The sequence below is a fragment of the Nocardioides pini genome (assembly GCF_026712185.1).
Lineage (GTDB): Bacteria > Actinomycetota > Actinomycetes > Propionibacteriales > Nocardioidaceae > Nocardioides > Nocardioides pini.
The window spans coordinates 674,448-691,133 of sequence record NZ_JAPPUX010000004.1 but is presented as its reverse complement, the minus strand read 5'-3'; the positions used below and the strand labels follow the sequence as shown (position 1 = coordinate 691,133).

The 16,686-nt window shown below is 72.6% G+C and carries 20 protein-coding genes and 2 tRNA genes; 14 read left to right on the top strand and 8 right to left on the bottom strand.

Annotated elements, in window-relative coordinates; translation table 11 throughout:
- The first annotated feature begins 99 nt into the window (after positions 1-99).
- From NYO98_RS16640 to NYO98_RS16605, 8 genes are all read left to right on the top strand, one after another.
- A complete protein-coding gene (locus NYO98_RS16640; RefSeq protein ID WP_268112846.1) occupies positions 100-789 on the top strand; it encodes an energy-coupling factor ABC transporter permease in 690 nt (229 codons plus the stop codon).
- Positions 786-1,163, top strand: coding sequence for a PDGLE domain-containing protein (locus NYO98_RS16635; protein ID WP_268112845.1), 378 nt, complete (start codon positions 786-788; stop codon positions 1,161-1,163). Before NYO98_RS16640 ends, NYO98_RS16635 begins: the two co-directional genes overlap by 4 nt.
- Positions 1,163-1,846 carry a cobalt ECF transporter T component CbiQ gene (gene cbiQ / locus NYO98_RS16630; RefSeq protein ID WP_268112844.1) on the top strand — a complete coding sequence of 228 codons (684 nt, stop codon included), beginning with the start codon at positions 1,163-1,165 and terminating at the stop codon, positions 1,844-1,846. Before NYO98_RS16635 ends, cbiQ begins: the two co-directional genes overlap by 1 nt.
- Positions 1,843-2,598: an energy-coupling factor ABC transporter ATP-binding protein gene (locus NYO98_RS16625; RefSeq protein WP_268112843.1), complete on the top strand. Its 756-nt coding sequence runs from the start codon at positions 1,843-1,845 to the stop codon at positions 2,596-2,598. Before cbiQ ends, NYO98_RS16625 begins: the two co-directional genes overlap by 4 nt.
- Positions 2,595-2,843 (top strand): DUF3618 domain-containing protein, encoded by a 249-nt coding sequence (locus NYO98_RS16620; RefSeq protein WP_268112842.1) that lies wholly within the window; start codon positions 2,595-2,597, stop codon positions 2,841-2,843. The genes NYO98_RS16625 and NYO98_RS16620 overlap by 4 nt, the downstream gene beginning before the upstream one ends.
- 59 nt (positions 2,844-2,902) lie before the next feature.
- Complete coding sequence (locus tag NYO98_RS16615; RefSeq protein WP_268112841.1) at positions 2,903-3,202, top strand: GroES family chaperonin; 300 nt, start codon at positions 2,903-2,905, stop codon at positions 3,200-3,202.
- 47 nt (positions 3,203-3,249) lie between these two features.
- On the top strand, positions 3,250-5,232 hold the full coding sequence (locus NYO98_RS16610) for an NAD(P)-binding domain-containing protein (RefSeq protein ID WP_268112840.1): 1,983 nt from the start codon (positions 3,250-3,252) through the stop codon (positions 5,230-5,232).
- Between the two features lie 90 nt (positions 5,233-5,322).
- Positions 5,323-5,466: a GPGG-motif small membrane protein gene (locus NYO98_RS16605; RefSeq protein ID WP_268112839.1), complete on the top strand. Its 144-nt coding sequence runs from the start codon at positions 5,323-5,325 to the stop codon at positions 5,464-5,466.
- 58 nt (positions 5,467-5,524) lie between these two features.
- On the opposite strand, the gene NYO98_RS16600 is transcribed toward NYO98_RS16605, so the two are convergent.
- From NYO98_RS16600 to NYO98_RS16590, 3 genes are all read right to left on the bottom strand, one after another.
- Positions 5,525-5,597, bottom strand: a tRNA-Lys gene (locus NYO98_RS16600).
- Positions 5,598-5,669: 72 nt separating this feature from the next.
- Positions 5,670-7,238 (bottom strand): phytoene desaturase family protein, encoded by a 1,569-nt coding sequence (locus NYO98_RS16595; protein ID WP_268112838.1) that lies wholly within the window; start codon positions 7,236-7,238, stop codon positions 5,670-5,672.
- Between the two features lie 49 nt (positions 7,239-7,287).
- Positions 7,288-8,352: an NAD(P)-dependent alcohol dehydrogenase gene (locus tag NYO98_RS16590; protein WP_268112837.1), complete on the bottom strand. Its 1,065-nt coding sequence runs from the start codon at positions 8,350-8,352 to the stop codon at positions 7,288-7,290.
- 148 nt (positions 8,353-8,500) lie between these two features.
- Here NYO98_RS16590 and NYO98_RS16585 point away from each other — a divergent pair, with 148 nt between their 5' ends.
- Positions 8,501-9,403: a universal stress protein gene (locus tag NYO98_RS16585; RefSeq protein WP_268112836.1), complete on the top strand. Its 903-nt coding sequence runs from the start codon at positions 8,501-8,503 to the stop codon at positions 9,401-9,403.
- 3 nt (positions 9,404-9,406) lie between these two features.
- Here NYO98_RS16585 and NYO98_RS16580 read toward each other — a convergent pair whose 3' ends face one another.
- Genes NYO98_RS16580 through NYO98_RS16570 form a run of 3 tightly spaced genes read right to left on the bottom strand, consistent with a single transcriptional unit; the run spans position 9,407 to position 11,846 of the window.
- Positions 9,407-9,589, bottom strand: coding sequence for a hypothetical protein (locus tag NYO98_RS16580; RefSeq protein ID WP_268112835.1), 183 nt, complete (start codon positions 9,587-9,589; stop codon positions 9,407-9,409).
- Between the two features lie 38 nt (positions 9,590-9,627).
- A complete protein-coding gene (locus tag NYO98_RS16575; protein ID WP_268112834.1) occupies positions 9,628-10,458 on the bottom strand; it encodes a sulfite exporter TauE/SafE family protein in 831 nt (276 codons plus the stop codon).
- Positions 10,455-11,846: an MBL fold metallo-hydrolase gene (locus tag NYO98_RS16570; protein WP_268112833.1), complete on the bottom strand. Its 1,392-nt coding sequence runs from the start codon at positions 11,844-11,846 to the stop codon at positions 10,455-10,457. Before NYO98_RS16570 ends, NYO98_RS16575 begins: the two co-directional genes overlap by 4 nt.
- Before the next feature lie 135 nt (positions 11,847-11,981).
- On the opposite strand from NYO98_RS16570, the gene NYO98_RS16565 reads away from it, so the two are divergent.
- A complete protein-coding gene (locus tag NYO98_RS16565) occupies positions 11,982-12,248 on the top strand; it encodes a metal-sensitive transcriptional regulator (protein ID WP_268112832.1) in 267 nt (88 codons plus the stop codon).
- An 84-nt stretch (positions 12,249-12,332) separates the two neighbouring features.
- Positions 12,333-13,454, top strand: coding sequence for an FUSC family protein (locus NYO98_RS16560; RefSeq protein ID WP_268112831.1), 1,122 nt, complete (start codon positions 12,333-12,335; stop codon positions 13,452-13,454).
- A gap of 57 nt (positions 13,455-13,511) precedes the next feature.
- On the opposite strand, the gene NYO98_RS16555 is transcribed toward NYO98_RS16560, so the two are convergent.
- Both NYO98_RS16555 and orn read right to left on the bottom strand, forming a co-directional pair.
- Positions 13,512-13,587 (bottom strand) — tRNA-His (locus tag NYO98_RS16555).
- A 47-nt stretch (positions 13,588-13,634) separates the two neighbouring features.
- Entirely contained in the window at positions 13,635-14,279 is a 645-nt protein-coding gene (orn, locus tag NYO98_RS16550; protein ID WP_268112830.1) for an oligoribonuclease, read from the bottom strand.
- A 72-nt stretch (positions 14,280-14,351) separates the two neighbouring features.
- On the opposite strand from orn, the gene NYO98_RS16545 reads away from it, so the two are divergent.
- From NYO98_RS16545 to NYO98_RS16535, 3 genes are read left to right on the top strand one after another with little or no spacing between them, the layout of a single operon-like run.
- Positions 14,352-14,888: a DoxX family protein gene (locus tag NYO98_RS16545; protein ID WP_268112829.1), complete on the top strand. Its 537-nt coding sequence runs from the start codon at positions 14,352-14,354 to the stop codon at positions 14,886-14,888.
- Positions 14,854-15,651: a DsbA family protein gene (locus NYO98_RS16540; RefSeq protein ID WP_268112828.1), complete on the top strand. Its 798-nt coding sequence runs from the start codon at positions 14,854-14,856 to the stop codon at positions 15,649-15,651. Before NYO98_RS16545 ends, NYO98_RS16540 begins: the two co-directional genes overlap by 35 nt.
- A 13-nt stretch (positions 15,652-15,664) precedes the next feature.
- Positions 15,665-16,678 (top strand): adenosine deaminase, encoded by a 1,014-nt coding sequence (locus NYO98_RS16535; RefSeq protein WP_268112827.1) that lies wholly within the window; start codon positions 15,665-15,667, stop codon positions 16,676-16,678.
- The last annotated feature ends 8 nt before the right edge of the window (positions 16,679-16,686 follow it).

Genomic DNA, 16,686 nt, shown 5'->3' with positions numbered 1-16,686 from the left:
AGGTTTGCAATAAGGTCGAAGGCGTGCCGGCACGGCATCGGGGGATCCGCGCCGGCCACCAGACATCCAACCAGCCCACCCGCGAGCAGGAGCGACCACGTGCACGTGCCCGACGGCTTCCTCGACGCCCCCACCTCGGCGGCCACGGGGGCAGTGGCGGTGGCCGCGGTGGCCCTGTCGTTGCGCGGCGCGCGTCGCGAGCTCGACGACCGTACGGCGCCCGCGGCCGGCCTGGTGGCGACCTTCGTCTTCGCCGCGCAGATGATCAACTTCCCCGTGGGTGCGGGCACGAGCGGACACCTGATGGGCGGAGCGCTCGCCGCCGTCCTCGTCGGTCCGTGGACTGCGGTCCTCTGCGTGTCCGTCGTGCTCGTCGTGCAGGCCCTGCTGATGGCCGACGGCGGGATCACCGCGCTCGGCACCAACATCACCCTGATCGGCATCGTCACCGTCGCCGTGGGCTGGACCGTCTTCGTCGCCCTGCGCCGGGTGCTGCCCAGGCGATTGAGCATGGTGGCTCCCGCTGCCGCGGTCGGCGCCCTGATCAGCGTCCCCGTCGCTGCCCTCGTCTTCACCGCGCTCTTCTCGGTCGGCGGCAACGTCTCGGTCGACCTCGGCGCCGTCCTGACCGCGATGCTCGGGTGGCACACCGTGATCGGCATCGGTGAGGCGGTCGTCACGGGCCTGGTCGTCGCCACCGTGGTGGCCACGCGGCCCGACCTCGTCCACGGCGCCCGGCCCCTCCTCTTCGAGCGCGAGCTCGAGGTGCGCACGGGAGCGGTCCGTTGAGCACCCGACGCCTCTTCGCCGTCGCCCTCGTCGTCAGCCTGCTCGTCGCAGGCGTCGCCAGCTACTACGCCAGCTCGCACCCCGACGGCCTCGAGTACGTCGCCGAGCAGACCGGCTTCATCGACGCCGCCGAGGACTCCGCGACGGCCGACAGCCCGCTGGCCGACTACGAGACCTCCGGCGTCGACGACGCCCGCATCAGCGGCGGCCTCGCCGGGGTGATCGGCGTCGTCGTGATGCTCGTGCTCAGCACCGGCCTGTTCTGGGTCGTACGACGCCGCCAGCCGCACGACGCCCGCGCGGAGCACTCCCAGCCCGAGCACTCCCAGCCCGAGCACTCCCAGCCCGAGCACGTCCACCAGTCGGAGGCCTGATGGGGGCCGGCCATGGGCACCGGCTCCACTTCCACGGCCACAGCCCGGTGCACCGCGCGCCCGCGCACCTCAAGGTCCTGGCCCTTGTGGGGTTCATGCTGGTGGTCGTCGCGACGCCACGCCAGGCGTACCCGCTCCTCGCCCTCGAGGCCGCCGTCCTGCTGGGCGTCGTCGCGCTCTCGCGTGTGCCGCTGCGCTACCTGCTGCCGCGCATGGTCGTGGAGGTGCCGTTCGTCGTCTTCGCGGTGCTGATGCCGTTCATCGCCCACGGACCTCGCACCGAGGTGCTGGGGGTGAGCGTGTCCGAGCCCGGCCTGGTCGCGGGCGTCGCCCTGCTCGTCAAGGGCACCATCGGCGTCCTCGCCTCGCTCACGCTGGCCGCCACCACCGAGCCGCAGGACCTCCTGCGCGGGCTCCAGCGGCTGCGCACGCCCGACCTGGTCGTGCAGATCATGGGCTTCATGATCCGCTACCTCGACGTGGTCACGGCCGAGCTCGGCCGGATGTTGACGGCGCTGCGCTCGCGCGGCTGCGACCCGCGCTCGCCGCGGCACTGGCCGGTGCTGGCCCGCTCGCTCGGCGCCCTGTTCATCCGGTCCTACGAGCGCGGCGAGCGCGTCCACCTCGCCATGCTGTCGCGGGGCTACGACGGCCGCCTGCCGCAGACGGGGGAGACCCGATGAGCACACCCGTGCTGGACGTGCGCGGCCTCGCGTTCGCCTACCCCGACGGGCACCAGGCGCTGTTCGGGGTCGACCTCCACGTGCACCGAGGCGAGCGGGTGGCGCTGCTCGGGCCCAACGGGGCCGGCAAGACCACGCTGGTGCTCCACCTCAACGGCATCCTCACCGCGGGCCGCGGATCCGTCGCGGTCAGTGGCCTCCCGGTCGCCAAGGAGCACCTCCGCGAGATCCGCCGCCGCGTCGGCATCGTCTTCCAGGACCCCGACGACCAGCTGTTCCTCGGCACCGTCCGCCAGGACGTCGCCTTCGGTCCCGCCAACCTGGGGCTCAGGGGGCCGGCGCTGGAGCGCCGCGTGATGGATGCGCTCGAGCGGGTCGGGATGGCCGACTACGTCGACCGCCCGCCGCACCACCTCTCCTACGGCCAGCGCCGCCGGGTGGCGGTCGCCACCGTGCTGGCGATGGAGCCGGAGGTCCTGGTGCTCGACGAGCCGTCGTCCAACCTCGACCCCGCTTCGCGACGCGAGCTCGCCGAGATCCTCCGCAGCCTCGACGTCACGGTGCTGATGGTCACCCACGACCTGCCCTACGCGCTGGAGCTCTGCCCGCGCAGCGTCGTGCTCAGCGAGGGGGTCCTCGTCGCCGACCGGCCGACCTTCGACGTCCTCACCGACGACGAGCTGATGGCCGCCCACAGGCTCGAGCTGCCCTGGGGTTTCGACCCACGGCGCATTGATAGCCTTCCCGGGTGACCCAGGACATGAGCGCGCTCGAGCGCGAGATCGAGGAGACGCGCGAGCGGCTCGCCTCGACGATCGACCAGCTCGCCTACCGCGCCCACCCCAAGACGATCGTCGGCCGGCAGGTGACGGTCGTGAAGTCCCGCTTCGTCGACCTCGACACGGGTGCCCCCCGCACGGACAACATCCTCAAGGCGGCCGGTGCCGTCGTCGGAGCCGTCGTCCTGTTCGCCCTCGTCCGCAAGGTCGCGGGCTGAGCGTGTCCGCCAGCAGCAGGGCGACCGGGGGTGCTGACCCCGGGTCTGCCCCGATCAAGATGCTGCACGACCGCCTTCTCGTCGAGGTCGACCAGGAGGCGGGCGAGCGCCGTTCGAGCGGGGGCATCGTCATCCCCGCCACCGCGGCCATGGGCGCCCGCCGCCTCGCCTGGTCGCGGGTGATCGCGGTCGGCCCGCACGCCCGCGCGGTCGAGGTGGGCGACCGGGTCCTCTTCGACCCCGAGGACAAGGCCGAGGTCGAGGTCCAGGGCGAGGTCTACGTCGTCATGCGGGAGCGCGACGTGCACGCCGTCGCCGCCGAGCGTCTCGAGGGCGGATCCACCGGCCTCTACCTCTGAGACCGGCCGCGGAGGTCGGTGCTGGGGGTCGGTCCTAGGCTTCGCCCATGGCCTACCTCGTCAAGCAGTCGGACCGCGCGCCGGCGGTGACCTCACCGGTGCCCGTCGACGAGTCGTTGCCCCGCGCCTGCGTGATCGGCGCCGGGTCCTCGGGCATCGCGGCCGCCAAGCAGCTCTACCTCGCCGGCATCGGTTTCGACTGCTTCGAGAAGGGCAGCGACATCGGGGGGACGTGGGTCCTCGACAACTCCAACGGCCAGTCCGCCTGCTACGACACCCTCGAGATCAACACGTCCTGCCCGCGGATGGCCTACTCCGACTTCCCGATGCCCGCGGACTACCCTCCCTACGCCCGGCACGACCAGGTGCGCGCCTACTTCGAGCAGTACGTCGACCACTTCGGCTTCCGCCACACCATCACCTTCGACACCACGGTGGAGGACGTCTCCCGTGCCGCGGACGGCCGCTGGGACGTGCGGATCACCGGTCCCGACGGCACCGAGACCCGCACCTACGACGCGGTGCTCGTCGCCAACGGCCACCACTGGGACCCGCGCTGGCCCGAGCCGGCCTACCCGGGCACCTTCGACGGCGAGCAGATCCACGCCCACGACTACCGCTCCGGTGACCAGCTCGCCGGTCGCGACGTCGTCGTGGTCGGCGCCGGCAACTCGGCGATGGACATCGCGGTCGAGTCGTCCCGCGTGGCGCGCACGACGACGTGGTCCGTGCGCCGCACCGAGTGGGTGCTGCGGAAGTTCCTCCTCGGCAAGCCCAGCGACCAGGTCGCCCTGCCGGGCTGGCTGCCCTGGTGGGTGACCGCCGCCCGGCTGCGCATCGGGGCGACGTACGCCGGCAGCATGACGAAGTACGGCCTGCCGGCGCCGGCGCACAAGCCCGGTCAGTCGCACCCCGTGCAGTCCGACCAGATCCGCGAGCGCCTCGACGCCGGCGCGGTGACAGCACGGCCGGGGATCGAGCGGCTCGACGGTGACCGGGTCGTCTTCGTCGACGGCACCACGGCGCCGGCGGACCTCATCGTCTGGGCCACCGGCTACCGCGTGACGTTCCCGTTCTTCAAGCCCGAGCTCGTGTCGGCGCAGGACAACGACCTGCCGCTGTGGAAGCGCACGGTCCACCCCGACCTCCCCGGCCTCTACTTCATCGGCCTCGTGCAGGCCATCGGTGCGGTGATGCCGATCGCCGAGGCGCAGTCGGCGTGGGTCGCCGAGACGCTGGCCGGTCGCTACGTGCCGCCCGCGGGCGACGTCGTACGACGCCAGATGGCGGCTGAGCACCGGCGGGACACGAAGCAGTTCTACGCCTCCCCGCGGCACACCATGGAGGTCGACTTCGACCACTACCTGTGGGACCTCGACCGCGAGCTGAAGGCCGGCCGCGAGCGGGCGGCGACCCGGGCCCCCGCGCCCGCGGCCGAGCCGGCACCGGCGCCGCGCGGCGGGGGAGTGCGGCGCACACTCGCCCGCGTCCTCCTCGGGGCAGCGCGGTGGCGGGCCGTCGGCGAGGTGCCCCAGCGCGGCGTCCTGGTCGGCGCGCCCCACACGTCCAACTGGGACTGGGTCCTCACCATGCTCCTGGCCTGGCGCTACGGCATCACGATCCGGCTGCTGGTCAAGAAGGAGCTCTTCGTCGGACCGCTGGGCTGGCTGCTGCGCCGCACGGGCGCCGTCGAGCTGGACCGAAAGAACCCGGCGGCGACCATCAAGGAGCTGCTGGCCGAGGCCGACGGCGGCGATCCGTGGCTGATCGGCATCGCGGCCGAGGGCACGCGTTCGCGCGGTGACTACTGGAAGTCGGGCTTCTACCGCATCGCCCGCCAGACCGGTCTCCCGATCACCCTGGCCTTCCTCGACGTGCCGTCGCGGACCGTCGGCTGGGGCCCGACCTTCCACCCGACGGGCGACGTGGGCGCGGCCATGGACGTGCTGCGCGACTTCTACGCCGACAAGACCGGCTTCAACCCCGAGGGGTTCACGCCGCCGCGGCTGCGGGAGGAGGACCGGACCTGAGGGCTCGCGACACGCCCATGCGGGTGTGTGTGGCTACCGCTCCCGCAACCGTGAAGGCTAGGTTGAGGGTTCAACCGAAGGGAGCATGCAATGGCGTTACTGCTGTGGATCCTCGCCGTCATCCTCGTGGTGTCCGGCATCGTCTCGTTGATCAGGGGTCAGGTGCTCTGGGGCATCGTGCTCATCATCGTCGGGCTGCTCGTCGGCCCCGGCGGAGTCAGCCTGTTCACGTAGCAGACCCTGCGGGAGAACGACGAAGGGCCGGTCCGTGAGGACCGGCCCTTCTCTTCTGTACGCCATCAGGGACTCGAACCCCGAACCCGCTGATTAAGAGTCAGCTGCTCTGCCAATTGAGCTAATGGCGCGTGCGGTGAAGCGAGTAGAACTCTACCGCTTCGTGATCGGCAGGCGAAATCGAGGTGCCGCCGGCGCGGCTGCTAGACCTCGGCCAGCACGGCCTGCGCCGCGTTGTGGCCGCCGAGACCTGAGACCGCGCCGCCGCGCCGCGCCCCGGAGCCGCACAGCAGCACCGCGTCGTGGTCGGTCTGGACCCCCCACTGCTGGGCCGGGGTCTCGAGGCGCGACCGGTTGGGCGCCCACGGCCAGTCGAGGTCGCCGTGGAAGATGTGGCCGCCCGGCATCGCCAGGTCCTTCTCGACGTCCTGCGGGATCTTCGCCTCGATGCAGGGCCGGCCGTCGGCGTCGGTGGCGAGGCAGTCGGCGAGCGGCTCGGCGAGGACCGCGTCGAGCGAGGCCAGCGCGCGCTGGACCGCGACGTCCTTCGCGCCGGGGTCGGCGTCGAAGAGCCCGGCCGGCGTGTGGAGGCCGAAGTAGGTCAGCGTGTGGGCCGAACCGGCACGGTCGCCGAGGATCGAGGGGTCGGTGAGGCTGTGGCAGTAGACCTCGCCCGGCACCGGGTCGGGCACCGCACCGCCGGCCGCGGCGGCGTACGCCCGCTCGATGGTCGAGTAGTCCTCGGCGAGGTGGAGGGTGCCGGCGAAGGCGACGGCGGGGTCGGCGCCCGAGCGCAGCGCGGGGAGCCGGTCGAGCAGGAAGTTGATCTTGAGCTGCGAGCCGGCCGGCTTGGTGTCCGGGTCCTCGCCCTCGCCGAGCAGGATCCGGAGCACCCAGGGCGCGACGCCCGACAGCACGCGGCGGCCGGTCACCGAGTGCTCGCGCTCGCCGTCGTGCCAGACGACCTCGGCACCGTCCGGCCCCGGCCTGATGGCGCCGACCCCGGCCCCCGTGACGATCTCCGCCCCCGCGTCGACTGCTGCCCGGGCGAGTGCGTCGGTGACCGCTCCCATGCCCCCGATCGGCACCCGCCACTCCCCGGTGCCGTTGCCGATCAGGTGGTAGAGGAAGCACCGGTTCTGCACGAGCGAGGGGTCGTCCATCGAGGCGAAGGTGCCGATGAGGGCGTCGGTCGCGACGACGCCGCGCACGGTGTCGTCGGCGAAGCGACGGGTGATCGCGCGGCCGAGCGGCTCCTCGACGACGTCGGTCCAGGTGCGCTCGTCGACCAGGGCGCGCACGTCGCGCTCGAGGGGGAGCGGCCGCATCAGCGTCGGCGCCACGGCCTCCGCGAGCCGGCCGACCTCGCCGTAGAACGCCTCCCAGGCGGCGTACTCGTCATCGCTGCCGGTGAGGTCGTGGAACGACGCCCGCGTCGCCTCACCCTCCGGCCTCTCCACCAGCAGCCCGCCGAGGCGACCGCCGCGCGTCCAGGGCGTGTACGACGCGGTGGTGCGCGACGCGAGCCGGACGTCGAGGTCCAGGTCGGCCATCAGCTGCTCGGGCATCAGGCTGACGAGGTAGGAGTAGCGGGACAGCCGGGCGGGCTGCCCGGCGAAGGGCTCGACCGACACCGCGGCACCGCCGGTGTGGGGGAGGCGCTCGAGGACCACCACGGAGAGCCCGGCACGGGCGAGGTAGGCGGCGCTCACGAGGGCGTTGTGGCCGCCGCCGACGACCACCACGTCATAGCTGTTCCTGGCCGGGTTCACCGAGCCAACGTAGACCCTCGCGGCCGTCGGCCCCGGTGCGACACCGGCGTCACGGGGTGAACGTGTCGTTGGGCACGACCACCGCCCGCCCGGTGACCTCGCCGTGGGCCAGGTCCTGGTAGGCGGAGACGGCGTCCTCGAGCGGGTAGATCGTCGTCGCGGCGTGGAGGAGGCCGCGGCTCGCGAGGTCGAGCACCTCGACGAGCTCGCGCCGATTGCCCCAGTAGGTCGTCTGGACGCTGGCCTCGTAGGGGACGCCGAAGAACGAGACCGGCAGGGTGCCGCCGGCGATCCCCACGATGGTGATGTCGCCGACCTGCCGCACGCTGGCGGCCGCAGTGGCCAGGGTCTCGTCGGAGCCGACGAAGTCCAGCACCACGTCGGCGCCACGGCCCCCGGTGGCCTCCCGGATGCGCTCCACCGTGTCGGGTCCGGGGTCGAGGACCAGGTCGGCACCGAGGTCCGAGGCCTGGTCCCGGGCGCTCTCGCGTCCGTCGACCGCGATGACCCGCGCCGCGGTCAGCGCCCGGAGGACCTGCAGGCCGAGGTGGCCCAGGCCGCCGACGCCGATCACGACCGCGGTCGTGCCGGGACCCAGCTTGCCCAGCGAGCGGCGTACGGCGTGGTAGGGCGTGAGCGCCGCGTCGGTCAGCGGGGCCGCGTCGACGACCTCGAGGCCGTCGGGGAGGGGCACCAGGTGGCGTACGGACGGCACGAGCATGAAGTCGGCCATGCCGCCATCGAGGCCCAGCCCGCCACCGCCACCGGGCACCGGGGCGAGGTCGGGGCGTTCGCAGTACGTCTCGAGGCCGTCGAGGCAGTGGTCACAGGTGCCGCAGCCCCACGCGCCGACGACGGCCACCGGCTGACCGACGTCGAGACCGGTGACCCCCTGGCCCAGGGTGTGCACCCAGCCGGCGTTCTCGTGCCCGAGGGTGAACGGCGGGTCGTAGGGCAGGGTGCCCGGCTCGAACTCGTGCATCAGGTGCAGGTCGGAGTGGCACGCCCCCGCGGCGCCCACCTGCACCAGGACCTCTCCCGGCCCGGGCTCGGGGACCGGGACCTCCTCGAGCACGGGCTCGCTCTTCCACTGGTTCAGGCGCAGTGCGCGCATCTCGACCTCCTCGGGCTCACCTCCAGCCTGCCCCGGACGACGGCGCCGGAGCAGGGCCCTTTGCCGTCCCTCGCGGGGTCCAACGACCCTTCGTACGACGTCTCCCCAGGCGAAGAGTGGAGGTGCAGGTCCAGCCGAGGAGGACGTCATGAGCGAGCAGCGCACCACCGCACACGGACCCCGGATCGTGGTCGGGGTCGGACCAGAAGAGGTGGAGTCGGCGCTCGCCTTCGCGGCGGCCGAGGCCGTCCGTGCCGGGTGCGGGCTGCACCTGGTGCACGCCGTCGACCTGACCCCGATGGCGGCCGACCACGTCCTGCTGCCGTCGGTCGACATGGAGGCCTGGGGCGCCGGCCGGATCGCCGAGGCGGTCAAGATCGCCGACGAGCTGGTCGACGGCGCGGTCCCCGTCACCCACGACCTCGTCCGGGGCACCCCGGTGGGCGCGCTCGTCGAGGTCGGCCGGTCCGCGCGGATGGTGGTGCTGGAGCACCGGCACCTGACCCGCCTGTCACGGATCGTGAACCGCACCGTCGCCGGCGGGGTGGCCGCGCACCTGCGGGTGCCGGTGGTCGCCGTGCCGAGCGGGTGGCGGCCGGACGGGCGGCAGCACGTGGTCGTCGCCGGCATCGACGTGCCGGACCGCTCCGACGAGGTGCTGCGTGCCGCGCTCGCCGAGGCCCACGGCCGCGGCGCCGGGCTGCGGCTCGTCCACTCGTGGCAGCTCCCGCAGGCCTACGAGGGCACGTTCGCCGCCGAGGACGTCCGACGGTGGTCGAACAGCGCCCGGGCCGATGTCTGCGCCGCTCTCGACCGGGTCGGCGACCTCTCCGCCGCCACCGAGGCCGAGGTGGTGGTCGAGCAGGGCCGGGCCGCCGACGTGCTGGTGCAGGCATCTGCCGAGGCCGAGCTGCTCGTGATCGGTCGCCACGACCCGCTGGTGCCCATCGGGTCGCACATCGGCCCGGTCGCCCGCGGCGTGCTCAGGGAGGCCGTGTGCCCGGTGCTGCTCGCGACGCCGCGACCGCACCGGGCGGCGTACCACCCGTGAGCGTCAGCGGCCGAACAGCCGGGACAGGAGGCCGCCGCTGGAGCCGCTGGCCTCCTTCTCGGCCGCGCTGTGCTGGCCGTTGCACCACTGCTGGGCGGGCACGCCGGCCTTGACCTGGGCGACGTGCTGGCCGCAGCCGGCCCAGGTGGTCTTGCCGCAGGTCTTGCAGGTGGTCGGTCGGCACATGGAGGGCTCCTTCTGTTGCAGTGGGTGGTGGGAGGGAATCAGACGAGGGCGGGCAACGCCTGCACCGCGACGTACGCCGCCACGGCGAGGACCAGCCCGGTGAACGCGGCGGACAGGCGCGCGGTGTCGGCCCGCGCCGCGACCCGCGCGCCGACGACGGAGCCGACGATGGAGGTCAGCGTGAGGGCGACGACGAGGCCCCAGTCCGGGGCGATGCCCGCTCCGGCCCGGGTGGCGAGAGCGGCCGCGCTGGTGATGGTGATGACGACCAGCGAGGTGCCGGCGGCGTAGCGCATCGGCAGGGCCAGAGCGAGGACCAACGCGGGCACGACGAGGAAGCCGCCACCGACGCCGAGGAAGCCGGTCAGCAGGCCCACGACGGTCGCGGTCACCACGACCTTGAGCGCGCGCGGGCACTGGCACATGAAGGTGGGGCTGAAGGTGATGATCGGGTCGTCGAGCCCGGGACGCTCGACGGCCGGGTCCAAGGGACCGGCCGCGCGTCGGCTCCGCAGCTGCCGCGCCGCCATCAGGCCGGCGACGAGGAGCATCAGGGCGGAGAAGGCGGCCAGCAGGACCGGTTCGGGCACCGTCGCGGACAGGTGCGCACCGGCGACGGCACCGCCGATGGCGACGGCGCCGAAGGCGGCCCCTCGCGCCAGCAGCACGGTGCCCGCACGCCGCGCGGTGACGGCCCCGGCGAGCGAGGTGACCCCGACGACGACCAGCGAGCCGGTCGTGGCCTGGGTGGCTGACTGGCCGAGGGCGAGCAGCACCGGGACGGCCAGGATCGAGCCACCGCCACCGAGCGCCCCGAGGCTGAGCCCGATGAGCGCGCCGGCCACGACGGCGAGGACGATCTCGATCACGCCGCCGGCCCCACGAGGTGGAGACCCACCGGCTCGGCGTTGTCGAAGGAGTCGTCGATGGCGACGAGGGAGCGACCGGCCGCGTCGAGCACGGAGGCGGCGACGGACGCGCGGTAGCCACCGGCGCAGTGCACCCAGACCTCGCCGGCCGGCACCTCGGCCAGGCGGTCCCACAGCTCGTGGAGCGGGATGTTGACGGCACCGGCGATGCGAGCGGCGTCGTGCTCGTCGGCGCGTCGTACGTCGAGGACGACGACCTCGCGGTGGTGCCGCACCTGGGCGAGGTCGGCGAAGGTCGCGGTGGCGAAGGAGCTGAGCGGGCGGTCGCTCCAGTCCTCGGGCCCGCCGGTGGCGTGTGCTGCGGGGCGGTCGATGCCGATGCGGACCAGCTCGCGCTGGGCTTCGGCGACGTCATCGGCGGTCTCGCCGAGCAGCGTCAGCGGGGTGCCCCAGGAGATGAGCCAGCCCAGGTAGGTGGCGAAGCCGCCGTCGAGTCCGAAGTTGAGCGTCCCCGGGGCGTGCCCGGCGGCGAAGGCCGTGCGGTTGCGCAGGTCGACGACCCACTCGCCGGCCTCGATGCGGCGCCGCAGCTCGGTCGCGTCGGCGACGGCGGGAGGTGACAGGTCGGGCTCGGAGGGGCCGGCGGCGTTGGCCGGGGCCATGTGGGCGTAGTAGGCCGGCCAGGGGCCGAGCCCGGCCAGCAGCTCCTCGACGTAGGTCTGCTCGTCCTGGGTGAGGACGGGGTTGGACTGCTTCTCGCGGCCGATCGTCGACGACGACGCGTCGGACTGGGTCGCGGAGCAGAAGGAGCCGAAGCCGTGGGTGGGATAGACCTCCGCCTCGTCGGGGAGGAGGTCGGCGAGCCGGTGTGCCGACGCGTGCTGGTGGTGCACGAGGTCGTGGGTGTGCTCGGGCCCGAGCAGGTCCGGGCGACCGGTCGCCCCGTAGAGCAGTGATCCGCCCGAGAAGACGCCGACCTGCTGGTCGCCGTCGGCCGCGGCGTCGGTGATCACGTAGGAGAGGTGGGTGAACGTGTGGCCGGGGGTCGCCAGCGCAGTGACGCGCATACGTCCACCCACCTCGACGACGTCTCCGTTCGCTACGGGGGTGCGGGAGAAGGAGACGTCGTCCTCGCCGTTGACGAGGTACTGGGCACCGGTGCGCTCGGCGAGGGCGAGGCCGCCGGTGACGTAGTCGTTGTGGATGTGGGTCTCGAAGACGTGCGTGAGTCGCACGCCGTGCTCGTCGAGGAGGGCCAGGACGCGGTCGATGTCGCGCTGGGGGTCGACCACGAACGCGACCTCGCCGTCGTGCACGAGGTAGCTGCGGTCGCCGAGCGTCGGGGTGTCGATCACGAGGACCGTCAGGTCGGTCGTCGGGTGGGTCATGGCGATCCTCTCGTGCTCGCTGTGCTGGCGTCTGTGAATACCCTAGGGGGTATCCGGGGAGAACGCAAAACACCCCGGGGGGTATGCTGGTGATCGCGGTGCCCGCCGCCCCGGACCGGCCCCGAGGAGGACTGGATGCAGCTCGATCCCGACCAGATGACGCCCGTCGTCAACCGCATCAAGCGCGCGCAGGGTCAGCTCGCCGGTGTGCTCCGCCTGCTGGAGGAGGGCCGCGACTGCGAGGACGTCGTCACCCAGCTGGCCGCGGTGTCCAAGGCGCTGGACCGCGCCGGCTTCGCGATCGTGGCGTCCGGGCTCCAGCAGTGCCTCGTCGCGGGCGACGGCGACATCGACAGCATCGACGTGAAGAAGATGGAGAAGCTCTTCCTCTCCCTCGCGTGAGGTCGTCCCGCCCGGAGGGGTCGTCCCGACTTGCACCTCCCCCGCGCGTCCGTAGTGTCGGTCGGTGAGGGAGAGGAGCACGTCGTGAGGGAGAGCCCGTGGGAGAGGTGGAGGCAGCGCGTCGACGACCGGCTCGGTGACCCGATCTGGTGGAACGACGTCCTGCAGCTGGCCAAGACGGTGCTGGCGGCCGTGGCGGCGTGGGTGCTCGCAGCGAGCGTCCTCGACCTGCCGCAGCCCTTCCTGGCGCCGTGGGCAGCGCTGCTCGTGGTGCACGCGACCGTCTACCGCACCTTCTCCAAGGGCATGCAGCAGGTCGCCGCGACCGTCGTCGCCGTGCTGCTCGCCACCGTGGTGGGGGAGGCCCTCGGCCTGAGCACGGGGGCGATCGCCCTGCTCCTGGTGGTGGCGCTGGTGCTGGGCACCGTGCCCTGGCTGGGTGCGGAGGCGACGACCATCGCGACCACCGGTCTGGTGGTGCTGACCACGGGCTTCGACGACGACGTCATGCTCATCGCCCGGCTGCTCGACACCGCGATCGGCGTCGCGGTCGGCCTGCTGGTCAACGTCATCGTGTGGCCGCCCCTGCGTCGGCACACCGCGGCGAAGGCCCTCGACCGCGTCGACGACGGCATCGGTGAGCTCCTCACGGACATGGCCGGAGGGCTCGGTGAGGGGTGTCAGGACGAGGACGTCGACGGGTGGATCGACCGCAGCCGCGACCTCGACGGCGACCTCGACCAGGCCTGGTCCCTCGTGCGGCAGGCCGAGGAGAGCGCTCGGATGAACCCCCGACGCTCGGCGAAGGTGATGAAGAACCCCCGCGAGTGGCACGAGCTGCTCCGCCGCATGGAGCAGGCCATCGCCGAGACCCGCAGCCTCGCGCGCACCCTCGGTGGGCAGCAGGCGCACCGCGAGGCGTGGGGCGAGGCGTTCGCCGAGCCGTGGATCTCGATGCTCGGCGACACGGGGCGGGCGACCAGCGCCGCCGACCCCGAGGCCCTGCTCGACGTACGCCGCCGGCTGGAGGTCTTCACCGAGGAGCTCCGGTCCACCGAGCGCTCCCCGGAGTGGCCGATCTACGGCGCGCTGATCATCAACCTGCGCAACATCATCGACGCCATGGACCGGGTCGCCGCAGCCAACCCGATCGGGCGCTCGCGCGTGCCGATCCGGCTTCCGATGGGCCGCGTCGCCGACGCCTGACGCTGCTGCGCCGTGAACGCGACGGAGCCCCCGGCTGCTGCCGGGGGCTCCATCGGTTGGGGTGAGTAACGGGACTTGAACCCGCGACATCCGCCACCACAAGGCGGCGCTCTACCAGCTGAGCTATACCCACCATGTCCCGCAGCGTTGCCGCTGTGGACGACGAGAAGTGTAGGGCACTCAGTCCGTGGAGCCGGAATCGGCGTCCGTGTCCGGGCCGAGGCCGGTCAGCTGGCCGCCGTGGCGCGCGGCGATCTCCTTGGCGCGGACGCTGTCGGGGCCGGGCTGCGGGACGAAGACGGCCTCGCGGTAGTAGCGCAGCTCCTCGATGCTCTCCTGGATGTCGGCGAGCGCCCGGTGGTTGCCCCGCTTCGTGGGCGCCGCGAAGTAGGCGCGGGGGTACCACCGGCGCGAGAGCTCCTTGATCGAGGAGACGTCGACGATCCGGTAGTGCAGGAAGGACTCGAGCTCCTGCATGTCGCGCGCGAGGAACGAGCGGTCGGTGGCGACGGTGTTGCCGGCGAGCGGCGGACGGCTCCCGTCGGGGCAGTGCTCCCTGATGTAGGCGAGCACCTGCTGCTCGGCGTCGGCGAGCGTCGTACCGCTGGCGAGCTCGTCGAGCAGGCCCGACTTCTCGTGCATGCTCCGCACGAACTCCACCATCTGGTCGAGCGCCTCCTGCGACGGCTTGATGATCACGTCGATGCCCTCGCCGAGGACGTTGAGCTCGAAGTCGGTGACGAGCGCCGCCACCTCGACGAGCGCGTCGGCTCCCAGGTCGAGGCCGGTCATCTCGCAGTCGATCCACACCAGTCTGTCGCTCACGACGGGCCACCCTACTTGGCCCTGCCGGACGCTCTCAGGCTCGACTCAGCCTCGCCTCATAAGGTCGGGGGCGTGAAGGACTGGTTCGGTCTCGTCGCCCGCCTGGTGACGGGCGGCGTGTGGATCGCGGCAGGGGCGCTCAAGCTGCCCCACCCCGCGGACAGCGTGCGAGCCGTGCGGGCGTACGACCTCTTGCCGGAGGCGGTCGTCCCGACGATCGGGCACCTCCTGCCCGTCGTCGAGATCGTCGTGGGCCTGTGCCTGGTCCTGGGCGTGCTGGTGCGGGGGGCCTCCCTGGTGTCGGCGCTGCTCTTCCTGGCCTTCATCGTCGGCATCTCGACCGCCTGGGCGCGCGGGCTGTCGATCGAGTGCGGCTGCTTCGGCGGCGGCGGGGAGATCCCCGACGCGGCGGCCGCCTATCCCGGTGAGATCGCGCGCGACGTCGGCCTGCTGGCACTGAGCCTGTGGCTCGTCGTGCGCCCGTCGTCGCGCCTCGCGCTCGACAACGTGCTGTTCCGCTCCGACCACGACCAGTCCACCGATGACACGACCGATCACGAAGGAAGAAGCCGCGATGGCGCAGAAGAAGAGCTCGCACAGGACCGCTGAGGAGAAGGCGGCGACCGCGGCCAAGCGCGAGGCCCGGCGGGCGCGCACCGAGCGCGCGCGGGTCGAGGCCGAGGAGCGCCGCAAGAAGGCCAAGCGCAAGGAGCAGCTCACCCGCTTCGGCCTCGTCGGTGCCCTGCTGGTCCTCGTCGTCGGCGGCTACTTCCTCGTCACCAACCTCGGCTCCGACAAGCCCGACACCGCGCCTGCCGGCGCCTCGGGCGACTACGGCATGGTCGTCGGCGACGCCGACGCAGCCAAGTCGATCGTCATCTACGAGGACTTCCTGTGCCCCTTCTGCGGCCAGCTCGAGCAGACGGTTGGCGACAAGCTCGACGCCGCTGTCGAGGCGGGTGAGGTCAAGGTCGAGTACCGCCCGCTCCCGTTCCTGGAGCGGATCAGCGACTACTCGCCGCAGGCCGCAAACGCCTTCGCCGTCGTGCTCGAGGAGTCCGGCCCGGAGGTCGCGAAGGAGTTCCACGACCTGCTCTTCGACAACCAGCCGGCGGAGTCGGGACCGTTCCCCGACAGCGACCAGCTGGTCGAGTGGGCCGTCGAGGCCGGGGCTGACGAGGACGCGGTCCGGCCCGGCATCGAGGACATGACCTTCGAGGGCTGGGTCGAGGCCGCCGGTGAGGCCGCGTCCAAGGCCGGCGTGAACGCCACCCCGACGGTGCTCGTCGACGGCAAGAAGGTCGAGGGCCAGACGATGGACCAGATCGCCACCGAGATGCTCGCCGGCACCAGCGGGGCGGACGCGTCCTGACACACTGCGGGGCGTGAGCCTCCAGTCCTTCATCGCCGGCCTGCCCAAGGCCGAGCTGCACGTCCACCACGTCGGGTCGGCGTCGCCGCGGATCGTCTCCGAGCTCGCGGCGCGCCACCCGGCGGCCGGCGTCCCGTCCGACCTCGAGGCGCTGCGCGAGTTCTTCACGTTCCGCGACTTCGCCCACTTCATCGAGGTCTACCTGGCGGTGGTGGACCTGGTCCGCACCCCGGAGGACGTCCGGCTGCTGACCTACGAGGTCGCCCGCGAGATGGCGGAGGGCCAGAACCTGCGCTACGCCGAGCTCACCTGCACGCCGTACACCTCCGTGGTCCGCGGCATCCCGATCCAGGCCTACACCGAGGCGATCGAGGACGCGCGGGTCGCGGCGGAGCGCGACTTCGGCCTGGTGCTGCAGTGGATCTACGACATCCCGGGCGAGTCGGGCGTCCCGGCCGCCGACGCGACGCTGGAGTACGCCCTCGAGCACCGCACCGACGCACTGGTGGGCTTCGGCCTGGGCGGTCCGGAGATCGGGGTGCCGCGTGCGCAGTTCGGCCGGCACTTCGACACCGCCCGCGCCGCCGGGCTGCGGTCGGTGCCGCACGCGGGGGAGACCACGGGGCCGGAGACGATCTGGGAGTCGCTGCGGCTGCTCGGTGCCGAGCGGATCGGGCACGGCGTCTCGGCCGCGCAGGACCCCGAGCTCCTGGCGCACCTGGCGGACAGCGGCGTCGTGCTGGAGGTCTGCCCGACCTCCAACATCGCGACGCGGGCCGTGGACCGCATCGAGGACCACCCGCTGCGGACGTTCGTCGAGGCGGGCGTGGCGGTGACGATCAACTCCGACGACCCGCCGATGTTCGCCACCTCGCTCAACCACGACTACGCGGTCGCAGCGAGCCTCCTCGACCTCGACGAGCGGGGCGTGGCCGACCTGGCGCGGGCAGCCGTGGACGCGTCGTTCGCCCCCGTCGACGTCAAGGAGCGGATCACCGCCGAGATCGAGGCCTACGCCACGCGCTGAGGGGCCCG

Bases quoted from the DNA above. Each gene is read 5' to 3' on its own strand.
- cbiQ (WP_268112844.1), top strand. From the start codon at position 1,163: ATGGGGGCCGGCCATGGGCACCGGCTCCACTTCCACGGCCACAGCCCG.
- NYO98_RS16625 (WP_268112843.1), top strand. From the start codon at position 1,843: ATGAGCACACCCGTGCTGGACGTGCGCGGCCTCGCGTTCGCCTACCCC.
- NYO98_RS16615 (WP_268112841.1), top strand. From the start codon at position 2,903: ATGCTGCACGACCGCCTTCTCGTCGAGGTCGACCAGGAGGCGGGCGAG.
- NYO98_RS16610 (WP_268112840.1), top strand. From the start codon at position 3,250: ATGGCCTACCTCGTCAAGCAGTCGGACCGCGCGCCGGCGGTGACCTCA.
- NYO98_RS16605 (WP_268112839.1), top strand. From the start codon at position 5,323: ATGGCGTTACTGCTGTGGATCCTCGCCGTCATCCTCGTGGTGTCCGGC.
- NYO98_RS16590 (WP_268112837.1), bottom strand. From the start codon at position 8,352: ATGCGCGCACTGCGCCTGAACCAGTGGAAGAGCGAGCCCGTGCTCGAG.
- NYO98_RS16585 (WP_268112836.1), top strand. From the start codon at position 8,501: ATGAGCGAGCAGCGCACCACCGCACACGGACCCCGGATCGTGGTCGGG.
- NYO98_RS16580 (WP_268112835.1), bottom strand. From the start codon at position 9,589: ATGTGCCGACCGACCACCTGCAAGACCTGCGGCAAGACCACCTGGGCC.
- NYO98_RS16570 (WP_268112833.1), bottom strand. From the start codon at position 11,846: ATGACCCACCCGACGACCGACCTGACGGTCCTCGTGATCGACACCCCG.
- NYO98_RS16565 (WP_268112832.1), top strand. From the start codon at position 11,982: ATGCAGCTCGATCCCGACCAGATGACGCCCGTCGTCAACCGCATCAAG.
- NYO98_RS16540 (WP_268112828.1), top strand. From the start codon at position 14,854: ATGGCGCAGAAGAAGAGCTCGCACAGGACCGCTGAGGAGAAGGCGGCG.